The sequence below is a fragment of the Paenibacillus barengoltzii NBRC 101215 genome (assembly GCF_004000745.1).
GTDB classification, from domain to species: domain Bacteria; phylum Bacillota; class Bacilli; order Paenibacillales; family Paenibacillaceae; genus Fontibacillus; species Fontibacillus barengoltzii.
The window spans coordinates 1-23,048 of record NZ_BILV01000045.1; the positions used below are offsets into that span (position 1 = coordinate 1).

Genomic DNA, 23,048 nt, shown 5'->3' on the forward strand with positions numbered 1-23,048 from the left:
GAAGCCCCGCCGGCAGCCGCTCTCCCGAGTCACCGGCCTGCGAACTGTAGCGCAGAAACTGATGGTTCGTTACGAACAGAGCCGTGGCTAAGCTGAATACGCCGGCCCAGGTGATCAACGGGACCGTCGCTTGCAGCGCTTCGATTCGCGGAAAGAAGATCCCTGCTAGGAAGTAGAGACTCAGCCCCACCCAGTACAGCCGAAAATGGCCCTGACGATTTCGAACCGTCAGACCTTGCAGCGAGCAAAACACACCGGCGACAAACAGCGCGGCGGTTTGCAGCAGCACAACGACGGTGGAGGCTAGCTGGGTAGCCGATGCGGCGTTACCTAAGCCAAGCGCGCTCGCGCCCCCTGCCCAAGCCAAAGCGGCCGCGGTATAAACCGCGCCAGCGGCGAGGGCAACCGCCCCGCGCTGCCATAGCTTGCGCAGCCGGGTACCAATCAAGACTCCGATGAGCGAGAGTAACGGCAGCAGGCCAAGCCCCGCGATGGGGAACTCCGGCGGCCGAAGGAACACCGCGAACAGAATCCATGCCGGCAGCAGCAGCACATATTCCATGAGGCAGGCGAGGCCTGACCGCAACGTCTGTCTCAGGTAAGCGGATTCATTTTGATGCAGATCTCCGTATTCATCCTTGTCGTTCATCCCGTCATCCCTCCCGATCTTCCTCCGAAAAGCCGGCTCTGGACCCTAATCACACTTTTATCCGATCGAAAGCTCTCCTTCTTCTAATCTTCATCATATCACAGAGGTGAGGACTGCGGGCTCGTTTATCCTCAGTGTCCCTCAAAAAAATGAATCCCGCTTCTCATGAAGAGAAACGGGACAGACGGGACTTGGCGAAGCAAGCGCGCCGCAAATGACCTATATGACCGATGGTTCAACGTAGTTCGTTCGTTCGATAAGCAGCGGATTTTTTCGCGCTTCCATTTCGAATTCCATCATCTCTACTAATCCATCATATAGCGAATATCGCGGCTCCCACCAGAGGATATCGCGGGCTTTGCCGTTATCGAGCACACTTTGGTCAATATCCCCCGGCTGAGCGGGACGAAATTGCGGCTGCACTTGACGGCCGAAAATTTCCGATAATACCCCCAGCACCTCCAGAAGGGAGATGCCGCGGCCGCTGCTGACATTTAAAATCTGACTGCCTGTGCAGCGCAACGCCTTCACGTTCGCCGCGGCAATATCCTTCACATAGACGAAATCTCGCGTCTGCGAGCCGTCTCCATATACCTCCAGCGGAAGACCCGCAGTTAGTCGCTCAACGAATGCGGTTAACACCCCATCCTCACCCGTACGCCGCTCCCGTACCCCATACACATTGGCATACCGCAGGATTGAATAGTCAAGCCCATAGCGTTCATGGAAGGATTGAATATACATCTCGGAAACTCGTTTGGACACGCCGTAAAAGGATAAAGGCTCCGTTCGTTGCGATTCCTTGATCGGCAAATGGTCGGGGTTTCCATACACCGCGGCCGAGGACGCAAAGACAATCCGCTGTACACCGTAACGCACGCATTGCTCCAGCAGCTGGACCGTCCCCAGAATATTCGTTTCCGCGTCAGCCGTGGGGTGATGCAACGAGCGTTGAACGCTCGTTTGAGCTGCCAGGTGAATGACGGCATCCGGCCGCTCCTCTGCAAAGATCAACTCCAAATCATCAGATACAATGTCCGTCGGATAGTATGTAAGCAGATCGTCTTTTTTCCCGAGATTCCCGGACAATCTGGTATCGACCACCACCACCTGATCCCCTTGTTCCAGCAGCCGCTTGACGGTGTGGCGCCCAATAAACCCCGCTCCTCCGGTGACTAGCACTTTCATCGCTTCGACTCTCCTATTCCCTAAGAAATATCGGCGTTTGCCCCATTTCCACCACCTTATGTAGGTCAAGTCCAAAATAGACTTGGTAAAATACTGGAAATTCGTCATTTATGCACGCGGATCAGTCACTTTGACGGTGGCTTGGCTGATCCTTTCGTTCCGAGCATACCGTGCGGATTTCACGAATATACTGCTATGAAACCTTTTCGCGAGATCTACTCGATTTGATAGAGACGGAGTGGAAAAACGAATGAAATTCAAAATCCCCAAAAAAGTGGCAATCCCGGCGATTCTTCTACTCCTTGCGGCTTGCGGACTGCTGGCCGCCTATTTGAAATACGAGCCCTCACGGCATTTTCGAGGCACCGACATCCCGGTATTGGCTACACCAGAACAGATCGGTGGAGTTGGGGTGTCAGATACGGAGGAAGCTGTTAACGGCGATACGACAAGCTTTGGACTAACCGGTGTGAAAGACAACGAGACGGCCGGAAAAGCTTCTGCGGCGAATCCTTCCTTCGCGGAGATTCGTGGAGCCCGGGGCAGCTTTAACCTGCTGCTGCTCGCCACCGATGCCCGGGCAGAGGAAGCTTCGCGCACCGATGTGCTGATGCTCGCCCATGTCAATCCGGAGGACAACACCGTCAACCTTGTATCCATCCCCCGCGACACCCGGGTTCATCTTCCCGGCATTGGGCTGACCAAGATCAATCATGCCCATGCGATGGCGGAAGCCAGCGGCAAAGGGAGCCACGCCGGCACCCTCGCTGCAATTCAGGCCGTCAGCAATTTATGCCGCTGCACCATCAACTATTACATCAAAACGAACTTCAGCGGATTTGAGCATTTCATTGATACGATCGGCGGCATCGACGTGAAGCTGGAGGCTCCCGTTAAGCTGACCTACAATGATCGGACTCTGCCTGCCGGAGAACAACACTGGGACGGTGAAACGGCGCTCAACTTCGTCCGCGAGCGCAAATCACTGGAAGACGGCGACAACGCTCGGCAACGTAATCAGGCACTTGTTTTGCAGGCGATTGCCCGCAAGCTGCTCGTTCCGGATAACCTGACCCGTCTGCCTGAGCTGATCCGGCAAGTGAAGGAAGACATTTTGGACACCAATCTGACCGATACCGATATGCTCAGCCTGGCCTGGATGGTTCGCAGCATTGACCCGGAGGAGATGTATTTTGTGCAGTTTCCGGGGAGCAGCGGGAAAGCGAAGGACCCGTTGGTCGGTGCTGAGCTGTACTACTGCATTCCGGATATGACGGCCTGGTCCGAGATATCTCGTCAACTTCTGGGGGATGAGATCGATGAGTAAAAAATCACCCTGGCCCTATCCCAACGGCCCGTTTCGCCCCAATCGACGCGGCGGTCATCCGCGGCGTCGGCGTCAGAGCCGGTGGCTGCTCCTTGCTCTGTTAGTTTTGGCCTTGTGTTGGGCCTTGCTGCTGCGTTGGGAAGCGAACTATCCTTTCCCCGCTCCTACCTTCAACGTGAAAGAAGCCGGTGCCAAAGGCGACGGCCTCACAGATGATACTGCTGTTTTTCTGCGCGTTCTTCGACAGGCTGCGGCGACCGGTCATCACACGACCGTCCTCGTCCCCCCTGGTACGTATTTGCTCGCTCTGGACGAGCCGCTGCCGATTTACAGCGGCGTCACCCTGCGCGGTCTGGGCCGGCCTGTCCTGAAATTCCGTGCGATCACCGGAGCCCGGTACGGCTTTGAAGCGATCTCTGTCCAGGGGCACAAAATCCGCATCGATGGCATCGTAATCGACGGCGGTTCACGGCTGACTCGTGGGATCAGCGTGCACCGCGGATCATCGAACGTGCAAATTGTGCATAGTACGATCCAAGACTTGAACCAGCCGGCTGATCGCCAGCACCCGCTGTCCACGACCGTCGTCGCCGGCATTATGATCTATGGCGACACCGTGGACATCAGCATCCTTGGCTCCACAATCACCGGAATCTCCGCGAGAGAAACCACCCCCGTCGCAAGGGGGATCATGGTTTGGAGCGAACCAGGGCGCACGATCGCCCGCCGCGTTAGTATTACAGACAACCTAATCTCTTATATTACCCCGCGAGAGGATGCGGACGGTATCTATTTTGATCAGCCGCCTGCTTCTTCGCCGCGATCAGATTCGGTCGTCTCGGGGAACATCCTCCACCACACCGCCAAACGCGGCATTAAAATCTCCGCCCCCGGCGTTCTTGTGAAAAACAATCGCATCCTTAACCCTTACTCCGGAGATAACCACTATCTCGCCACGCCCAATGACCAACTGCCGCAGGACATGTACGCCGCCATATCTGTATATGCCGGTGATGTGACCGTATCCGACAATACGATCGGGGGGCCTGGCAGCTTCTATGCTGCGATTGAAGCCAATATTGAATCGTCCGGCGGCATCGTCATCGAGCGCAACCTCATCGAAAGCAGCGATGGCCAGCCCTTCCCCGGTTCAAGCGGGATCCGCCTCGACCAAATCGGCAGCTTCCGCATCACCGGAAACGTCATTACCGGCGCGGAAACCCCCATCCGCTTGTCGAAGGAGGCTAAGGCCGCGCTGGCATCAGGGGAAGGAACGCTGACAGACAATACTGCCAAGTAATTCATTTCATTTGGAGGCCGGTGGAGGCATTTTCACGATCGATCCCCGCTGCCGTGGGCGTGGCAACAACGCAACCCTCCACTCCTCTGGCTTGCTCCCGTTGAAGAACGACCCGGATCGTCTGGAACAGAATCTTCAGATCGAGCAGCAGCGAATATCTTTTGATGTACATCAAGTCGTAACGCAGTTTGTCGCAAGGAGTAGTGGCATACCCCGCCATCACTTGGGCATAACCCGTTAACCCCGGCTTCACCATCAGCCGATACGTGTAATGCGGCAGCTCCTCTTTAAACTGGTTAATAAAAAACGCCCGCTCCGGCCGCGGCCCAACCAAGCTCATATGGCCAAGCAGCACATTAAACAGCTGAGGCAGTTCATCAATCCGGGTGGCGCGCATCCATTGGCCCAATCGGGTCACCCGGGCATCGTTGCGCCCGGCCAGCACCGGCCCGGTCGCGGCTTCTGCGCCATCCACCATGCTGCGGAACTTGTATAACGGGAACGGCTTTTCATGCAACCCAATGCGCTCTTGAACATACAGCGCCTTCCCTCGCGACGTCAGCGGGATGAGCAGGAACATCGCAAGCATCACAGGGGATGCGGCAAGCAGAAGTAGCGAAGACACCGTCAAATCAAACAAGCGCTTGAACAGGCGCTCCGGCAGCGTCAACTGCGGCGGCAGCAGTGAATACACCAGCAAGTCGCCAATTTGCTGCGGCTCGGCATCGGCGAGATACAGCTCATAAAAATCAGGAACGATGACCACTTCCATATTTCTCTTCCCCGCGGCCTGAACCCAGGCTGCTTTCGTTTCGGGAGGCAATCCCGGCCCGATGAGCAGCGTCTCCATCCCTGCCCATGTCTGCTCCGGCATTCCTTCGCCCGTCCCCTCACGATCCGCACGTACAATCCGCTCAACGCGGAACCAGGGCTTGCCTTGTTCCAGCATGCGGCCCAGCACTTCTTCATCAGGGGCTTCAGCGCTGACCACGGCCAGCGTCTTTTTGCGGGTAAATCCTTTGCTCTGGATGTAAAACAACAGCAAGCGAAGACCAAAGGATAACAGCAGTTGGGCGGCAAATGTGAAGAGCAACCGACGCGGAGGCAAGCTGAACCATTGGCTCGCATAACTGATCACAATCAGCTCCGCAGCAACGAATAACTGGGCTAGTATGAGATTCCATAGAAATTGCGCCGGCTTTCGCCGTCCTGCCAAATCGTATAAGTTAAAAAAATAGTACGTCATCACCGTTAGCATCCCTATCCACGGCGCGCTGCGGAACGGTGAATCCCCCAGTGTGCCGGGCTGGCTCCAACTCCCTTGCAGCAGCAACCCGGTAACCAGCCAGTAGCTGGCGTATATCGCCAGCAGATCAAGCAGGAGAAGCCCCGCCTTCATCCCGTTATTCCGAAACAGCTTGACCATGAATCTCTTCCCCCTCCGCGTTCACCAAACACGGCTGATCCTCCCAAGCTTCTTCCTGTTGAAGCACCCCCAGCTGCGCATACATCGCCGCCACATCTCGGCGAATTTGCTCCAGATCGTACAGCTGCGCCAGCTTGCGGCTGTACTCGCCCATACGCCGCCGCAGTCCGGCGTCCTGCTGCAGCCGCGCGAGCGCCTTGGCCGTGGCAGGCACGTCCCCCACCGGAACGAGGTAGCCATTGCGGCCAGGGGCGACGAGATCGCGGCTGCCGCGCACCGCCGTAGCTACCAGCGGCTTGCCGGCGGACAACCCCTCCAGCAGCGCTTTGGGCAAGCCCTCGCGCTGCGACACGAGCGCCAGGACGTCCGCAGCTTGCAGCAGCTGCGGCACGTCGCGGCGATAACCGAGGAAGCGTACAGCCTCGGCTAAGCCGGACTTCGCGGCGAGCTGCCGATACCACGCTTCGACTCGACCAACTCCGGCCAGCATCAGCACGGCCGGAACGCCGCGGCGCCGAAGCTCCGCAATCGCCTCAATCAGCTGCGCTTGATTTTTGTTGCGGTTCAGCTCCGCAATGCACAGCACGGCGAAATCGTCAGGGGCTAAGCCTAACTTGCGGCGTTGCTGCTCGCGATTTTCATCCCCCAAGGCCGCGTCCGAATACAAGGTCAGATCGACGCCAACCCCGGGCACGTAGACGCTGCGGCCACGCACTGGAAAAGCCTCCGCCCGCCGGGCATCCTCCCGATTGATCGTCACGAGAAGATCGGTCCACCGAGATAAGAAACGCTCCATCGGATAATACAAAAGCCAATTCATCCAGGGCGCCCCGGTATAAAAGTGAAAACCGTGCGCGGTATAAACGATTTTAGGATACGGACGGCCTGCCAGCAGGGCGGCGATTCGGCAGACCACACTTGCATTAGGCGTATGCACGTGAATCAGGTCATACCGTTCCCGCTGGATCCAGCCCACGAGTGTTCGAAGGGCCCGAACATTCCTGGAGGCCAGCGGGCTGCGGCTAAACGGAAGATCCCGGCACGTAAAACCGGCAGCGTCCACCTCTTCCCGACCGTGATCCGGGGAGGCATAGGCATGGACGGTAAACCCGGCATCCCGCAGATCGCGCATAAAAGGCAGATGGAACGCTGCCAAATGGGCGTATACCGTTGCGATATAAGCGACTTTTCGCGTTTTCGTCATCCTTCATGCGCCTCCTTGGACAACATCCGGGCAGAAGGCAGCCTCCGGCCGGATGCCTGCTCGTATAGCTCGATCCATTTCCCGGTGACACGGGAATTGTCATAATGAGCCGCAGCATACTCCCACCCGCGCTGCCCCATGGCTCGCCGCTCCTCCGGGGGTAAGGCCATCAACTGCTCCATCGCCTGGGCTAACGCCCTCGGCTCCTCCGCCGGTACCAAGTAGCCATTTACGCCGTCCAGCACGACTTCGGCATTGCCGCCTACAGCGGTAGCGACGATCGGCAACCGGCTGGCGCAAGCCTCCAGCAATACGATCGGCAACCCTTCCCATTTCGAGGACAGGACAAATCCATCTGCGGCTTGCATCAGAGCCGGTATGTCTGTACGAATACCAAGGAAGCGCACGTACGCCGATAAGCCCAATTCCGCCGCCAGCTGTTCGACCTGCGGACGTTCCGGCCCGATTCCAGCGATCCATAACACGCTGTTCGCAAAGCGCTGCCTCGCTTCGGCATAGGCTAACAGCATAGCCGGGTAATCCTTCTCCGGAACGAACCTCCCTGCCGCCAACCAGACAAACGGCTCCTGCGGAGGCCCCGCGCGCTCCACAACAGCTCGCTCCCCTTTTGCAGCTGTTCCGGCCCGGACGCTCTCCCCGGATTCCTCCACCCTTAGCTCCACGCCAAGCTCCGTCCGCAGCTGTCGGCGTTGCTGGGGATCCTCTGCGAAGCGGCTGAGATCGATGCCATTTTCCATCAACCGGAGTTTACGAGGAGACGCGATTTTGCGCTCCGTATAGATGCGCACCGCTTCCTGACTGACTTGGGTGAGCAGGTCTCCCAGCGGATCCGTCATCCGATACAGCAATTCCCGCCGCCAGCCTCCTTCGTTGACGCTGTGTGCCGTGCAGATCAAAAACGGAATACGCACAAACAACCGCGTGACTCGCGCCAAAATATTCGCATGCACCAGATGACTATGGACCACATCGGGACGCATCCGCCGAATCAAGCCGGCTAACCGGAAGATCGCCCGAGGGTCCGGAACTCCTTTTTTCATACCGAGGCTGACGACTTCAATCCCTAGCTCCTTCAACTCCTCCAAGTGCGCTACCGGCGGGATCATCGTAACCAAGCGGACCTCACAGCTCCTCGCCCGAAGTTCGCGGCATAGCATCAGCACTTGGTTTTCCGCCCCTGCATAATCGAATCCGGTGATCACAAATAAGATTTTCACGTTGGTTCTCCACTCCCTCCCGTTACTTGACTGGCAGCAGCTTCAAATCCTTTGCGCTTCGCCCCCTGATATTTCCGCACCGAGTGCCACGACAATCCCAGATGCAGCAAGTATCCTAACGTGGATGCAGCGCTAAACAGCCAGATGGCCATCTCTGCCGATTGCTGCGTATGCCAGGCAAAATACATAGAGCCCAATATGAGCACCGTCCGAATGATCTCCCGATACAAATGCAGGTCCTGTCGTTCCATCACATCAATCGTCGATCCCACGGAATTAGCGACAAACTGACTTAAGTACATGATCGAGAGAATACGGATAAAGCTGCCTGACCGGGCCCACTCTTCGCCAAATAGGAACGAGAACACGTAGGGACCTACCCCAACGATGATCAAAATGACTAATGCGCCGAACAGAAAAACGTTGCGTACCGTTTTGCGGAATAAGGGATATAGTTTGTGAGGGTGGTTAATCATGGAGTCGGCGGATTCCGCCAAGTACACGCTGCGGACGGAGGTCATGATCAGCGTCATCGGCGAGCCGAGAATCCGCTGGCAAAGCGCAAACCATCCGGCCACTTGCGGGCCGTAAAACGAAGCAAGAAGAATCGTAGGTATGTACAAGACCACGCTGTTTAGCAGTCCGGCGGTCATCGAAAGGAATGGAAACCGTCGGTAACGGTAGGCGCTCTCCTTCAAATCGGCCCACCCTGATATGATGGCCTGGCTTTTGACATCCCGGCGCCAGAGCTTCCATTGCGGCAATAATCCGCCGAATCGGCCGATGATATCGCCGATGATCAATCCTAACGGCCCGAGGTGAAATAAGCTGAGGCCAATTTGTGAGGAAATCTGGCTAATACTTTGCGTATATTTCGTCCGTGCCAGCTGCCTAAAGTACTTTTTACGGATCGACCAGTAATTCAGGATTTGGTAGAACCCGGCGCCAAACAAGCTGACGATAAAGAGCAAATAATAGTGCGTCAAATAAGATTCGTGCAGCCATTCTGACAGCGGCTCCTCCAGGATATGAATACCGAGGCCGCTGGCAATGCTGACTCCGATACAGATGCGCAGGGATAGATTTAGCACATTGGAAGCGGTACGATCGTCTTCCGGCAGGGTGATGGCATTTTCATAGGAGAAGGAAATCACCATCAGCAAGATCCCGATAATTGATTGGTACATCGAGTATGTTCCGTATTCGGTTGGCGAGTAGAGGCGCGTCAGCACCGGCAGCGTCGCTATCACGAGAATCTGGCTGACGACCGTTCCGCTGGCCAACACCGCCACGCTCTTTAGGAAGCCGTCATGTTTGAGCTTCCTAAGTTGGCTGGACACGTTTGGGAGCCGCAGCCGTTCACCAAATTGTCTGATACGGCGGAGACAATGGAAGAAGACTGTTCTGATCATATTTGGCATAAAATCGTCCTTTGATCATATGAATTAGCCCTGCACTTTGTATTTGTCTTCGATCCGAAACAAGGCGTCACTAAGCTCCGGGTAATCCTTCGGCAGATGCCGTTGCGCTTGGCGTCTTTTTCGGCTGCGGATATGTCGAGCGTCCAGGATCAGAGCCAGACTGAGACCTGCAAAAAAACCAATAAAGCTAGCGATGGCGATGTTCATTGTTTTGCGCGGGCTGACCGGTTTTTGTGTCTCCTCCAGGCTGGCTAAGTCAAGAATCGAAACGTTAGCTCCCGCCACAATCTCCTTGGATTTGGCGATAAAGGTTTCAGCGAAGGCGTTGGCGATCGCGACCGCCTGCTTTGGATCCTCCCCCGTGTATGACAACATGATGACCAATGTGCCTGGATCCGTGCGGACCTTGATCTTCTTCAGCATTTGAGTAACCGAGTCAGGAGTAGATACTTTCTTCTTCACCTCTGTGGCAACATAGCGGCTTTGAATGGTATCTTCATACGTTTTCGTTAGCATCTGGCTGGCTAGGAACTCGTTATATGTGCTCGATTCTGGATTCGAGGCGAGATTGGCGACCAGACTCACGTTAGCCCTGTACGATGGAGCCACCACTTCGTTTAGTAGCACAGCCAGTCCGACACATACCGCCAAGACGATCGAAAAGGCGAGAGCGTGTCGCCGCACCGCATTCCACATATCAACCATATCCATCGTTTTTCACCTCATTCGATTAATGCCTGCAAGCTATGTTTTTCGGCATTTTCCTCGGCTTCCTCCGGGATTTCCGCTGCCGGTTGCCCCGCTCCCGCCAAAACCCGTTCACCAAGCTCCTCCATATTCAGGCTAATCATTCCATATCGCTCAGCCAAATGACGGTAATGGTGAATGACGTTCTCCAGCGAGCGGAATAAATCCTCATCCGCCGCATTGTACGGATGGAGCCACAAATGGTACACCTGCCCCTGCCGGGCAGCATAAGTCATTCCGTCCTTGATCCGCTTTAACCGAAGCGGCTCCAGCCGCTTGAGCGCCCCGGGCGGAGTTCGGAAGAAGAAGCTTGCCGGCAGATCGATAGGCAGCCGCGGCGATACCGAATCTACCGAATACGTATGGTGCCCCGTCAGGTTCACGTAGCTGTCGGCCAGCCGCAGCACCCGGCGGAACCAGGGATCGGACGTTGAATATCCTTCACGGTAAAGGGAGTGACGGGGATTCCCCCGATACGTGATGAAGCCGAGCTCCGGCAGTCGGTGTAAATACTGGCGGCGCAGCTGGTTGCGCGGAAGCACCAGGCTTTGAAGGGAAATCCCCCTTTTTTGGGCGATGGCCACCGCGGCTTGAAGGTCACTGTAAAATTCCTCTGCCGTTTGTCCCTTTTCGCTGCAATAATAATGGGAGAACGTATGTGAACCGATCGCTTGACCCGGAGTCTGGCGGATTTGCTCTATCAATGATGGGGCAAAGGAAGCGGGGTCCTCTATCTCCCCTTCCCCTGCGGTACCGGCTTCGATCTCGGCGTAGGGGGACAGCCGACTGTCCATATAACTCGGTCTAAGCTCCGGTATGCCCTCCAGAAGCTCACGCTGGTTTGCAAAAAACAGCATCCCCACCGTCGCCCAAGTCGCATGGATACCCGCATTCTTGAACATCTTCAGCATGGGAGGAATCCATTCCCTTTCTTGCAACCATTTCGAGCCATACTCCGCTTTCGTATAAAGATCACGGACTCCCCAATATAATTCGAAATCGAGCGAGATAACTAAAATCCCCGCTTTCCCCACCATTTTTCCACCTCACTTCGGGTCAAGCTGCATGTTCTACCGTCTACCAAGTTGATTGCTATATCGTTTTATATTCAAAGTTATCCCATTTTAGTAGCTGAAATTGTAAAAAAAGCTTGTCGTACTTCTAGAATCTCTATCGAACTACCACATTCTTATTAGTTGACGACGAGGTTCTGACGGCCGTAGCTGCTGTAATTTTGTTTCCTGTGCACGTAATGTTTTTTTGCGTATACCCTTTCAAATAGGTCGTCAGGTCAATTCCGCTGCCCTTCGGCATGCGTATGATGTTATTTTCAATCTTTCCTTTATCAGCATCTTGCCAGGTCCAGATCCCGCGTTCGCCGTTGTTCAGCTCGTTGCCGCGAATTACAAAATCGCGGATATTTCCAAGGCGAATCGATGTCGTTCCTTTAATATCGCTTTGGCTGCCCATGGTGACGGAGTTCCCCAGAATGGAAACGTTTTCGACAAAATCACCTGCTCCGACCTCAATCGCTGCGTAGAAGCTGCCTTTGCCTGAGATTTTGTTTCCCTCTACGACGCTATCGCCGCCATAGATACTAATTGCCGAATACATGTCCGGTGCCAAGCTGCTTTTATTGGTTCCCTTATAGTAATTGTTGTTAAGGTAAGGGTTGTTAATTGTATTGCCGCGGACCGTAACGCCTTTGGCATACACCTTCACCGCCCGTTTGGCACATTCATCAAAGCGGTTGTCGGCAATCAAGCTGGCAACTCCCGTAGCACGGTTCTCGTCCATCGCCGGGTCCTCATAATATATTCCGTCTCCGTCGTCGGCTGGCCCAATTCGATGAATGAAACAACCGGTGATCGATACTTGCCGGGCCGCCCGTTCCTTGCTGCCCCAGGTTGTCGTGACGTAAATTCCTCGAGCCACCAGACCCGCTCCGCCCGCGTTGAGAGCAAGGACGTCAGCAATCTCTGTTCCCTGGATCGTAATCGATTCGGTATTCCCGAGCACCACGATGCCCGACACGACCCCTGTATAATACTCACTTCGCCGGTCAGTGCTATGGGTTGCCCCTTTGACGAGCAGACCTTGAACCGTCACCTTCTTACTCCCCCCAGCGATTGTAAGAACCCGGTTCACTCGCAGATTACCATCAATAACCAAATCGGTCAATAAAATGTTTGACCCCGACACCCGCATTAGTTCCCAACCAAAGCTGTTGGATGCCGCACGAATGATCGACGTACTGCCATCACCCTTTAGCGTGGTGTTCCCTCCAACACTTAACGTCTTAGCTGGATTGACCAGATAGACCCCTTTTGGAAAATAGACCGTATCTTTGGTTTTTGCTGCCTGGTTCAGCGCTTGCTGGATCGCCGCCGTGTCATCCGCAACTCCGTTACCCTTAGCACCAAAATTCTTTACATTTATCATAAACTTCCCTCCTTTTCGTTGGTTGATAATATAGAATGCCAAGTTATTGTGAGAGGGAGCGGCAGAAGCCGTCACACCGCGCGACGCATGATCGCTCGCTCTGATGTGGAGGGACAAGCTCAAATGCTGATAATAAGGCATTTTATGCCTTATTGACGTAACATGAGGAACATCACAGATGATATAAAATGTGCTGACATCCACACCCAAAATATCGTTTTTACGATGATTCTTCCAGATGTGTTCCAACTGCAAGAAGTAGAATCCATTCCTGAAAATTCCTTATTTCCCATTTTTATAAAATGGAATACAATGTGCTCTAGCAATGAACTTGAGGAGAAACGGCCGTCCCTCTGCTGCTTATTGTTTGCGTCATCCGTTCCTATTGGGATGACATGTTCTAATGCTGATCTAAAGCACGCGAGGCACTTAATAACGTAAACAGAGGGAACCTATGGAGGGCCCAACGCATTACCAGCTTTGTTTTTCCCCCTGATATTACCGATGTTCGTCCGTTTGTATGGAGCGGCTATATTGCAGAGGTGAAATATACCTTCATCGTGAAGCTCCCTTACTCGCTAGATCAGGCCAGCACGGAGATCCGTGCGAAAATCAAAAAAGCGACTGCCGCCGGCTACCGGTCAGCGCTAACCCAGGACATGGGCGAGGTCTATCAGTGCCTGGAGGGAACGGAAACACGCCATTAAGTGATGGGAAGCAGTAAAAAGAAGAAGCGCCGGCTTTATATCCAGCGCTTCTTCTATATTCTTATATTCTCTTGCAGCTGTTACACCACCGCAGGAATATCCATCCACTCTACACCGTTGCCGTTTTGCCGCAGCAGTTCGGCGGTTTCCACCAGCTTCTCCCCCCGGTGGCAGGAGATGATCAGATAATCGGTATCGGTTGTGCCTGCCTCCAGCTCGATTTCCAGCAATCGGATCATCGAGACGGTTTTGTCCAGCACCATCCGGGCCAGCGTCTCAAGCAGCAAAGTGAACTGGTCTGCGGAGGCATACGGTGCAATCCGAATCGGCTCCCTTGGCCCGTCCGCCAAGCATGCATTGCAGGCGAATCCCGCCGCCAGACCGCTGCGGAGCGCATGCTCGGCCACAGTCGCCGCGTAACGGATTCCCAGCTCAATGCGCTCCGGATCGATGACCGTCTTCCACATCGAATCACTGGTCTCCAGGTTGAGGCAAATCATCAGCCGATGGTCGGCTGTATAATCACGTTGATGCACCTGCAGCTTGCCGGTGCGAGCCGTCGCCTTCCAGTTGATGCTGCCCAGCGGGTCGCCAGCCCGGTACTCGCGGGTGCCCGCGGTCAGGAACGGATCCTCCACGATCCAACGCCGGACAGGCAGTTCCCCCAACCAGCTGTGATTGGGCAGCGGCAGTTCCTGCAGCTCCAGAATTCGCGGGTACACTAGCAGTTCAAGATCCAGCGGGAACCGCTTGACCTCGGCGTTCATTCCAAACGGATCCCCCGTCGTCATCGTGGCCGATTCCAGCCGGTACCATCCCCGGCGCGAGCAGATCACTTGGTGGTGCCGCGTGATTTGCCGGTACGGCCGCAGATGGAACAAGCTGCTGTGGTTCTGATAGATCTCCCCGGCATGGATGTTCAAGTTGCTCTGCCGGCCAAACGTCAGGCCGACAGCGATGCTGGATTCAAGCCGAAGCCACGGCAATGGCAGCAGCTTGGCGTTCGAGATTACCTCAACCATTTCGACGGTATCCCCTTCAAACACCGCCCGTTCCGTAAAATAACGCCGATAACGAACGCCTTTCAAAGCTCTCCAGCGGTAAATGAGCGCCAAAGCCGCGATGATCCCTACGGCGCTGATCAGGAGCCAAGGCAACATCGGTCAGTCCCCCCGCTTGCCCTGTGCCGCCAGCACCGCTTCAGCCGGAACCTCCACCTGCTCTAACACCTGGCGCACCACTTCGGCCCCGGGGTTATCCGCACCGCGCAAGCTGTGGCGAAGGAGCAGTCGATGCGCCAGCACCGGCACGGCCACCGCCTTGATGTCGTCCGGCGTCACGTAATCACGGCCCCGAATCAACGCCAATCCTTGCGAGGCGCGCAGCAGACTCATGCTCGCCCGTGGGCTCGCTCCCAGCTTGACCTCCGGATGCTTACGGGTTGCCTCGGTAATCGCCACGATATACACGAGCAGATCCTCCGCTGTGCGGACGGTCTGCGTGAACCGCTGCGCTTCCGCCACTTCCGCAGCCGAAGCGACCGGAAGGAGCTCGGCCAGCGGCTGATGCTCCTTGAAGCGTCCCAGAATGGACACGCCCTCGTCGGATGTTGGATACCCCATGGCAATCCGCATCAGGAAGCGGTCCAATTGGGCTTCCGGCAGCGGGAACGTGCCCTGCTGATCCACCGGGTTCTGCGTCGCCATAACGAAAAACGGCGCCGCCAGCTCATGCGTCACCCCGTCGATCGTCACCTGCCGTTCCTCCATGCACTCCAGCAAGCTGGACTGCGTCCGCGGTGTCGCCCGGTTAATCTCGTCCGCCAACAGTACATGGGTAAACACCGGCCCCGATCGGAATTCAAATTCGCCGGTCTTTTGATTATAGAAATTAATGCCGCTCAAATCGGATGGCAGCAGGTCCGGCGTAAACTGGATGCGTTTAAACTCGCCGCCCAGCGATTTGGCCAACGCTTTGGCCAGCAGCGTTTTGCCGGTCCCCGGCACGTCCTCCAGCAGCACATGCCCGTTCCCGAGCAACGCGGCGAGCAGCAAATCCACCACGTTCTCCTTCCCAACCACCACCTCACCGATATTGCGGCGAATCCGCCCGATCATCTCTACCGCTTCCCGCAGTTCCATAGGAAAAACCACCTTCATCGCAAAATTTAGTCATGCGTTGTTACCGCTTTCCAAACGCGATAGCCCAAGGAGGGCTTGGACAGTCTTATCGCCTTACACCCGCAGCCACTCGCTTAAGTCTACCACCGAACGCATCGCATATTCCTGCCGGACCGGCACCCCGTCTTCGAGCACGATCAGACAAGGGACGCTGGCGATTCGCCATCGTTCCCGCAGGATCGGGGTAAAGTTGATGTTCAGCTTGGACACCGGAATACAAGGGCCGGACGCCAGGACGATCTCCAGCATTTTTTCCGCCAGTTGGCAGGTCCCGCAAAGCGTCGTAACGAAAAATAAAGCCTCCCTGCCCGTACCCGCTTCCTTCCCATCCGGCGCTGTCTCCCTTCTCTTCTCCGCTTGCATCAGCCATTCCTGCTCCGTGATTTCGCGTAAACTCACGGGTCCCCAACTCCTGTCTCTTGGTCTCTAGGTTTCTTTTGACGTAACAGTTATTTCTTATCATAGCATAGGAAAACGGCCCTTTCGTCAAAAAAACGAAAAGGCCGCTTCCGAATCCGGCTTTTATGCCGGGCGTTTCGTAAACACGCAGAAGGTGACGCCAAACTTGTCGGTCACAACACCGTACGCCGGACTGAAGTACATCGGTTGCAGCGGCTGGTGCACCTCTCCCCCTTGCTTCAAACCATCAAATATCCGCTTCGCGTGCTCCGCCGTGTCTATGGTGAGGCACACGGTCACCTGGTTGCCGATGGAGTGCGGCTCGTCGGGAAACTTGTCCGACACATACATCTCGGCGTCTCCCAGCTTCAGTACGGAATGGGAAATCCGCTTCTGCAGCTCCTCGCTCATCGGCTGCTTCGGCTCCGGCATTTCGCCAAACGTCTCCTTAAAGACCACCTTCGCCTCCAGCATTTGTTCATAGAAGGCGATCGCCTCCGCCGCTTCTCCGTTCAACGCAATTAATGGGCTGGCCGTTAAAATCATCTTCGATCCGCTCCTTTATCCTCATCATTTCCCCCGCACGCATCGGCGCAGGTTCAAGTCCGCTTACTGGACTTTGTACTCAGTGTAGCTCATAATAGTGACAACTATTGTCGTAATTAAAAAAATCACGAACGGAGCTTTAAGTCACATGTCCAAATCGAAACGGCTCATGGAGCTGATGATGACGGTGAATCGCAAACGCAGGTTCACCGTTAAGGAACTCGCCCAAGAATTTGGCGTCTCCTCCCGCACAATCCTTCGGGACCTGCAGGAGCTTAGCGAACTTGGCGTGCCGCTGTATTCCGAAGTTGGGCCGCATGGCGGATACCAGGTGCTGAACGAGCGAGTTCTGCCGCCGATCGCCTTTACCGAAGAAGAAGCGGTGTCGATCTTCTTCGCCAGCCACGCCCTGCGCCACTATCAATTTCTTCCGTTTGAAACGGAAACGTCCTCCGCGCTGGGCAAGTTCTATCACTATATGTCCAGCGATGTCCGAGATCGGATCGACCAAATGAAAAACCGCGTCGACTTCGTGGCCCCGACGCGGCAATCGGCTTTTCCGTATTTAGGCTTGCTGTTGGAAGCCGCTATCCAACAGCAAGTCCTCCGGATAAACTACGAATCGCGGCGCGGCGTCTCCACCTGCCGTCAGATCCAGCCGGTTGGCATATACGCCAGCGACGGCTTATGGTACTGCCCGGCTTATTGCTTCGAGCGGCGCGATTTCCGCTTGTTCCGTTGCGATCGCATCACCTCAGCTAAGGCTGCTGCAGGGCCCGACGCGCCGGAACCGCTTGACCTGCGCGACATTCATCTCGGCAACTGGGAGGAGCATCTCAGCCGCAAGCCAGCGCTCTTGAACTGCGCAGTTGAGCTTACCCCGCTGGGCGTTGAGGCCTGCGAAGGCCAGTTCATCCGCCGTCACCTGCAGCTTCACATCCGGGAGGATGGCTCCGGCCGGCTGGAAGGGCCGTTCCCAGCCAGCGAGCTGTCATACCTCGCGACGTTCTTTATTGGCCTTGGCCAGGAGGCCACCGTCCTTGAACCGCCGGAGCTGGTGGATTCGATCAAGCGGACATTAAGCGAGCTGTTGGAGAAATATTCGTAAGCGGCAATTTACATCGACAGCGAGCCCGCCGTCGCAATCTGATGATACAAGCCGTTCACATCCAGCGTGCCAAACACGTTGTTCTGGTTGAACACCAAACGCTCAGCTTCCAGCTCTTCCAGCTGCGGTACCCGGCCATTTACGTAGTCCAATAGGCGGTCACGCGCCGACGCAGCGCGGCTGAGCACTCCCCCATAGCGGATGTCGAGTACTTCCCAGCCAAACGGCTTGTACGTTCCAAGCCACAGTTCCCGGTGCGCCACACGCAACTCGTCAACCCGGCGGCGCAGCTCCGGCAGCGTCTCGTCGGCGATCCGCCGTAGCCCATCCCGGTCCCCGGCGTCGTAAAGGCGCTTGATCGTTACGCCTAGCGTCGACTTCACGGACAGCGCAGCGGCGAGCTTTTCATAGAAGGCAAACATCGCGGTAAACGGCTCCGTCCATTCGCTTCCCTCTCCGGCAAGATAACCCTGCCATTTCTCAGCCAACCCGGCATAATAGTCCGGCAGCGTCTTTTCCATGCCTTCCACATGCTTGTCGAACAAGCCGATCAGCGGATCTTGCCAGAGCAGGAACTTCGATGGATTCGCGCCGTAATAATTCCCTTCGTGGACCTCCGGCACTTCATCCATCCCCTTCAATGCTTCGAGCGGTCCAAACAAATCAAGCCCCGTGCAAGCGGCCAACCGCTTCTGCAGATGCTCGTCCGTGATCTCGCCGTCATGGTACCCATATTCAGCAAACAGCTGCAGGCCCGGCAAAATCACAAAATGATTCGCCTCATTCCCGTTATCGCCCCACGCGGTCGCAAACACTTCCCGCAAGCCGCTCCGTTTGGCAGCACGCAGCGCAGGATGCATGGACGACCACGTTTTGCCATGGTTCGGGGCCATCAGGTTCCACATATGGATGCCCCCGGCAAAGATCGGCTCCGATCCGAGCAACCGGTGCTTATCGAACACCTCTTTGTACACATTCTCATCCGTGCCCCAGTAGTTCCAGTACACGAACCGGAGTCCTTTCGGGATCTTGGCCATATTTTCCTCGGAAAAATCCGCCTCCATGTTATACAACCCGCCCTGTACATCGTTTGATAACAGGTTGAAATACATATCGCTCCAGATCATCGGCTCCAGCCCCAGCTTCCCGGTGATCTCCATCACCCGCCCGACATGCTCGTTCATGACCTCGAACCGATCGCGGAAGCCGTTGTCCCGTAAATACCGGCCCAGTCCAACTTGAAACGCTTCGTCCATGCCGATATGGATCCGCTTCGACCGGAATGGCGCCGACGCTGCCCGAATCGACTGCTCCAGGAATTCATACGTGGCTGGCGAGCCCGGCAGCACGATGTCCGGATGGTCGCGCAGCGGCTCGGCGTACTGCCATTTCAGCGCATGAAATAAATGCCCCAGCGTCTGAATGCACGGGATCATTTCGATGCCAAACAAGTCCGCATAATCATCACATTCCCGCAGTTCTTCCGCTGTGTAACGCCCCCGCATATACCCGAAGTAAGGCAGTTCCGGCACTTCGTACGTGTCCTCGGTATACATCATCAGCCCGTTCAGCCCCATCACTGCCATGTAACGCAGCATCTGCTTGATCGCATCCACCCGCATTACCGCGTTGCGCGATGCGTCCAGCATTGCTCCGTTGTAATCGAAGCTCGGCCGTTCCGTGAGGTCAAACGATTCTTTCGTCTTGGCGTGCTCCACAAACAACCCTAAGGCGCGGAAGAAGTGAATCTTCTCCACATATTCAATCCGGCCTTTCCCGCCGCTCAGCGTAACACGCAGCTGTCCCGCATCTGGAGACAATCGTACGACTTCCACCGGTAATCCCGAAGGATCCATTTGGAATCCGAGTTGAGCCTCCAATTCTTTCACACCATGAACTAATTCCTCATCCCATCCTTGAAAAAAAAGCTTCATCCCGTGAACCTCCTCCTCAAATGTGTAAACCCCTGCGCCCAGAGACTCACTGTCCACCTTCGCGCCGATAACTTCGCGGCGAACATCCGGTAATTCGCTTGAACACACGCGAGAAATAAAACGTATCCTGATACCCCAGCGATTCGCCGATTTCCTTGACGCTTTTCTCCGTGTTCATCAGGACGTTCTTGGCCTCAGCCACCTTCAGCCGGTGAATGAATTCATTCAGCGGATAACCCGAATATTCGTGCACGATCCGCCGAAGCGTGGACATCGAAATATGATGCCGCGCCGCCAGCTCCTCCGGTGTTGGACCGGCATACAGGGAAGCGGCAATGTCCTCGATGACTTTCATCACGAACCGTCCCCGGTTTCCCGCTTCCGCTTGATCCGCCTGCGATACCAGCTCGTACAGGAACGACTCCAGCATGAGGGAAGCCCGGTCAAGATTGCTTGGCACGCCGCTGTCAATCAACATGAACATGAGCTCCATCCGGTTAATGAGGGATTCATCGATCGTTGCTTTTTTCACCTGCTCGGGGTGCTGCAACCAGCTGCCCAGCCATTCCTCCACCCTTGAACCTTCCACCGTGAAATAATATTCGTCCCAATGCCCTTCCGCGTGTGGACCGTACTGAAACGTTTCGTTCGGATACAGACAGAACCAGGAGCCTGCCGTAACCTCCTGCCTTTCCGCGTTGCCAGCTTGGTAGTACCCGCTCCCGCCCGTGATCACCACAAATGCCCAGTACCGGAACCTCGCGTCCGCACGCTGCATCGTACGCCCGGGCAGATGACCGGCGTTCACGACGGATAACGATTGGATTTTGCGCCGGCTCGCATCCACCGCGGGATTAAACAAACGAATTGGCTTAGGACTGATCATATAATCCAGATATTTTGTCATCCTGAACATTCTCCCTTTTAAATCCCTGTGCTAAATTAGGGGTGCCTAAACATAGATTTGAATAAATAAAACATATCCTAGCGAATGAATGCTCTCATTGTAGCAAACTCGCGCGGAGAACGAAAGGGTGCACTTGCGAAAAATGAGCCAACTGAACATCGGCCTGGTCGGCACAGGTTCCATTTCCGAGTCCCATCTGCAAGCCTACCGTGCCAACCCGCGAGCCAAGTTGCTCGCCATCTGTGACGTGAACGAGGAACGGGCTCGGAGCATGGCAAGCAAATACGACATCCCGCACGTTTACACGGATTACCGCGAGATGTTCGCTAATCCGGAAGTCCAGGCAGTCAGCATCTGCACCTGGAACAACACCCACGCCCCGATTAGCATCGCCGCTTTAGAGGCCGGCAAGCAGGTTCTCTGCGAGAAGCCGCTCTGCATTACGGTGGACGAGGCTCTGCAAGTACAACAAGCCGTCGAGCGGACCGGTAACCTGCTGCAAGTCGGTTATGTACGGCGGCACGCCTCCAACATCGCGGTGCTGAAGAAATTTATCGATGCCGGAGACCTCGGCGAGATTTATTATGCCAAAGCGAGCCTCTTGCGTCGGCTTGGCAATCCCGGCGGCTGGTTCGCCGACAAGTCGCGCTCCGGCGGCGGCCCGCTGATCGACATCGGCGTGCACGCCATCGATCTGTGCTGGTATCTGATGGGCCGGCCGAAAGTCAAATCGGTGAGCGGCAACACCTATGCGAAACTGGGGAATCGTTCGAACATCGAGAACTACTCGTTTTACCAAGCAGCGGACTACGATGCCTCCCTCAACACGGTGGAGGATATGGCCAATGCGTTGATTCGCTTCGAGAACGGTGCGTCACTGCTTGTAGACGTCAGCTTCTCCTTGCATGCGAAGCAAAATTCCGCACTGATTAATATCTATGGCGACAAGGGCGGCGCCGAAATTGAACCGACATTGTCGATCGTGACGGAGCGCCACAACACCATCGTGAATATCGAACCGCAGATCAGTACGCCAGGCTTTGATTTCAGCGGGGCCTTCCAGAATGAAATCGACCATTTTGTCGCTAGCTGCCTGGATGGCATTCCGCCGATCAGCCCGGTGGAAGACGGTGTGGAAATGATTAAAATCCTGAACGCAATTTACGATTCGGCTGCCGAAGGCCGGGAAATTCATTTTTAATCTTATGAAGTCCAAGGAGGCGTGAGCACGATGAAGCTAAATAACAAAATTGGCATTATCGTTGACAGCTTTGGCGTAGGCGTGAAGGAAGGCTTAAAGAAAGCGAAGGAAGCCGGTGCCGACGGCGTACAGATCTATGCCGTTTCCGGCGAGATGGATCCCGAGGTTCTAACCGGAGCCAAGCGCAAAGAGCTGCGCGATTACATCAACAGCCTGGGGCTTGAAATCTCCGCCTTGTGCGGCGACCTGGCCGGCCATGGATTTCAGGATGCTACCGCCAACCCCGCCAAAATCGAAAAGTCCAAGCGCATTCTCGATCTGGCGGTGGAACTGGGCACCAACGTGGTGACTACGCATATCGGCATCGTGCCGGAGGACACCAACAGCCCCATTTACGCAGCCATGCAAGAGGCGTGTGAGGAGCTGGGCGTGTATGCGAAGAGTCTGAACGCTTATTTTGCGATCGAGACCGGACCCGAGCCTGCTGCTCATCTAAAAAGCTTCCTGGACACCCTCAGCACCAACGGCGTCTCCGTCAACTTCGACCCGGCCAACATGGTGATGGTCACGGGAGATGACCCGGTTCAAGGCGTCAAAACGCTGCGGGAATACATCGTCCATACGCACGTCAAGGACGGCGTCCGCCATCGCCCGGTGGATCCGCGGGACGTGTACGGCTTCCTCGGCTACGATGCCATGAGCCACGAAAAAATCGCCGATATGGCCGCCTCCGGTGCAGGCTTCGAGGAAGTACCGCTGGGCAAGGGCAGCGTTGACTTCCCGGCATATTTCGCCGCCCTGCAGGAAATCGGCTACACCGGCTACCTGACGATCGAACGCGAAGTCGGCGACAATCCAGAAGAGGATATCCGTCAGGCTGTGAAGTTTATCCAGTCGTTCCGGGGATAGTTGCCTCTCGGGAAATCAGCCGATCTCTCTGCCTCACGTAACGGACCCAAATGACCTTATTAGCTTATTTCCCGATGATTTCCCGCCGTAACGGACTCCAGCGACCTTATGGACTCTCTACTGCGGCGATTTGATCGGCTCCATCCGAAATAAGGCCTCCTCGGTCCGTTACGTGAGTATAACGCCCTAAAGCAGGCAAATAGCGCTTCTGGAGT

The 23,048-nt window shown here is 55.6% G+C and carries 21 protein-coding genes; 6 read left to right on the top strand and 15 right to left on the bottom strand.

Annotation, left to right across the window (positions count from 1 at the left end):
- A partial coding sequence (locus PBA01S_RS13380) for a hypothetical protein (protein WP_371859531.1) occupies positions 1–649 on the bottom strand: 649 nt, incomplete at its 3' end.
- Between the two features lie 219 nt (positions 650–868).
- A complete protein-coding gene (locus PBA01S_RS13385; protein WP_028537533.1) occupies positions 869–1,837 on the bottom strand; it encodes an NAD-dependent epimerase/dehydratase family protein in 969 nt (322 codons plus the stop codon).
- A gap of 250 nt (positions 1,838–2,087) precedes the next feature.
- Here PBA01S_RS13385 and PBA01S_RS13390 point away from each other — a divergent pair, with 250 nt between their 5' ends.
- Both PBA01S_RS13390 and PBA01S_RS13395 read left to right on the top strand, forming a co-directional pair.
- Complete coding sequence (locus PBA01S_RS13390) at positions 2,088–3,164, top strand: LCP family protein (protein WP_232228257.1); 1,077 nt, start codon at positions 2,088–2,090, stop codon at positions 3,162–3,164.
- Positions 3,157–4,464: a glycosyl hydrolase family 28-related protein gene (locus PBA01S_RS13395; RefSeq protein WP_028537532.1), complete on the top strand. Its 1,308-nt coding sequence runs from the start codon at positions 3,157–3,159 to the stop codon at positions 4,462–4,464. The genes PBA01S_RS13390 and PBA01S_RS13395 overlap by 8 nt, the downstream gene beginning before the upstream one ends.
- A gap of 1 nt (position 4,465) precedes the next feature.
- Here PBA01S_RS13395 and PBA01S_RS13400 read toward each other — a convergent pair whose 3' ends face one another.
- From PBA01S_RS13400 to PBA01S_RS13430, 7 genes are all read right to left on the bottom strand, one after another.
- Complete coding sequence (locus PBA01S_RS13400; RefSeq protein ID WP_127576168.1) at positions 4,466–5,890, bottom strand: sugar transferase; 1,425 nt, start codon at positions 5,888–5,890, stop codon at positions 4,466–4,468.
- Positions 5,868–7,094 (bottom strand): glycosyltransferase family 4 protein, encoded by a 1,227-nt coding sequence (locus tag PBA01S_RS13405; RefSeq protein WP_016313742.1) that lies wholly within the window; start codon positions 7,092–7,094, stop codon positions 5,868–5,870. The genes PBA01S_RS13400 and PBA01S_RS13405 overlap by 23 nt, the downstream gene beginning before the upstream one ends.
- Positions 7,091–8,332 carry a glycosyltransferase gene (locus tag PBA01S_RS13410; protein ID WP_016313743.1) on the bottom strand — a complete coding sequence of 414 codons (1,242 nt, stop codon included), beginning with the start codon at positions 8,330–8,332 and terminating at the stop codon, positions 7,091–7,093. Before PBA01S_RS13410 ends, PBA01S_RS13405 begins: the two co-directional genes overlap by 4 nt.
- Complete coding sequence (locus tag PBA01S_RS13415) at positions 8,329–9,744, bottom strand: lipopolysaccharide biosynthesis protein (RefSeq protein ID WP_164744158.1); 1,416 nt, start codon at positions 9,742–9,744, stop codon at positions 8,329–8,331. Before PBA01S_RS13415 ends, PBA01S_RS13410 begins: the two co-directional genes overlap by 4 nt.
- Before the next feature lie 33 nt (positions 9,745–9,777).
- Positions 9,778–10,464 (bottom strand): YveK family protein, encoded by a 687-nt coding sequence (locus tag PBA01S_RS13420; RefSeq protein WP_028537530.1) that lies wholly within the window; start codon positions 10,462–10,464, stop codon positions 9,778–9,780.
- 11 nt (positions 10,465–10,475) lie between these two features.
- Entirely contained in the window at positions 10,476–11,534 is a 1,059-nt protein-coding gene (locus tag PBA01S_RS13425) for a polysaccharide deacetylase family protein (protein WP_164744159.1), read from the bottom strand.
- A 136-nt stretch (positions 11,535–11,670) separates the two neighbouring features.
- Positions 11,671–12,942, bottom strand: coding sequence for a glycosyl hydrolase family 28-related protein (locus tag PBA01S_RS13430; RefSeq protein ID WP_028537529.1), 1,272 nt, complete (start codon positions 12,940–12,942; stop codon positions 11,671–11,673).
- Between the two features lie 560 nt (positions 12,943–13,502).
- Between PBA01S_RS13430 and PBA01S_RS22800 the strand changes: the two genes are divergently transcribed.
- Positions 13,503–13,649 (top strand): hypothetical protein, encoded by a 147-nt coding sequence (locus PBA01S_RS22800; RefSeq protein ID WP_164744160.1) that lies wholly within the window; start codon positions 13,503–13,505, stop codon positions 13,647–13,649.
- Between the two features lie 80 nt (positions 13,650–13,729).
- Here PBA01S_RS22800 and PBA01S_RS13435 read toward each other — a convergent pair whose 3' ends face one another.
- The 4 genes from PBA01S_RS13435 to PBA01S_RS13450 all read right to left on the bottom strand — a co-directional run bounded on the left by PBA01S_RS13435 (position 13,730) and on the right by PBA01S_RS13450 (position 16,774).
- Positions 13,730–14,809, bottom strand: coding sequence for a DUF58 domain-containing protein (locus PBA01S_RS13435; protein WP_016313749.1), 1,080 nt, complete (start codon positions 14,807–14,809; stop codon positions 13,730–13,732).
- A 3-nt stretch (positions 14,810–14,812) separates the two neighbouring features.
- Positions 14,813–15,790 (bottom strand): AAA family ATPase, encoded by a 978-nt coding sequence (locus PBA01S_RS13440; protein ID WP_127576172.1) that lies wholly within the window; start codon positions 15,788–15,790, stop codon positions 14,813–14,815.
- Between the two features lie 93 nt (positions 15,791–15,883).
- Positions 15,884–16,228: a thioredoxin family protein gene (locus PBA01S_RS13445; RefSeq protein WP_255315357.1), complete on the bottom strand. Its 345-nt coding sequence runs from the start codon at positions 16,226–16,228 to the stop codon at positions 15,884–15,886.
- A 123-nt stretch (positions 16,229–16,351) separates the two neighbouring features.
- Entirely contained in the window at positions 16,352–16,774 is a 423-nt protein-coding gene (locus tag PBA01S_RS13450; RefSeq protein ID WP_085170518.1) for a VOC family protein, read from the bottom strand.
- A gap of 148 nt (positions 16,775–16,922) precedes the next feature.
- Here PBA01S_RS13450 and PBA01S_RS13455 point away from each other — a divergent pair, with 148 nt between their 5' ends.
- Positions 16,923–17,882, top strand: coding sequence for a helix-turn-helix transcriptional regulator (locus tag PBA01S_RS13455; RefSeq protein ID WP_028537525.1), 960 nt, complete (start codon positions 16,923–16,925; stop codon positions 17,880–17,882).
- Between the two features lie 8 nt (positions 17,883–17,890).
- On the opposite strand, the gene PBA01S_RS13460 is transcribed toward PBA01S_RS13455, so the two are convergent.
- Positions 17,891–19,816 carry a beta-N-acetylhexosaminidase gene (locus tag PBA01S_RS13460; protein ID WP_127576173.1) on the bottom strand — a complete coding sequence of 642 codons (1,926 nt, stop codon included), beginning with the start codon at positions 19,814–19,816 and terminating at the stop codon, positions 17,891–17,893.
- A 46-nt stretch (positions 19,817–19,862) separates the two neighbouring features.
- On the bottom strand, positions 19,863–20,723 hold the full coding sequence (locus PBA01S_RS13465; protein ID WP_127576174.1) for a helix-turn-helix domain-containing protein: 861 nt from the start codon (positions 20,721–20,723) through the stop codon (positions 19,863–19,865).
- 142 nt (positions 20,724–20,865) lie between these two features.
- Here PBA01S_RS13465 and PBA01S_RS13470 point away from each other — a divergent pair, with 142 nt between their 5' ends.
- Together PBA01S_RS13470 and PBA01S_RS13475 are read left to right on the top strand one after the other, a co-directional pair.
- Positions 20,866–21,924 (top strand): Gfo/Idh/MocA family protein, encoded by a 1,059-nt coding sequence (locus tag PBA01S_RS13470; RefSeq protein ID WP_028537522.1) that lies wholly within the window; start codon positions 20,866–20,868, stop codon positions 21,922–21,924.
- A gap of 30 nt (positions 21,925–21,954) precedes the next feature.
- Positions 21,955–22,833: a sugar phosphate isomerase/epimerase family protein gene (locus PBA01S_RS13475; RefSeq protein WP_016313757.1), complete on the top strand. Its 879-nt coding sequence runs from the start codon at positions 21,955–21,957 to the stop codon at positions 22,831–22,833.
- Positions 22,834–23,048: the final 215 nt, after the last annotated feature.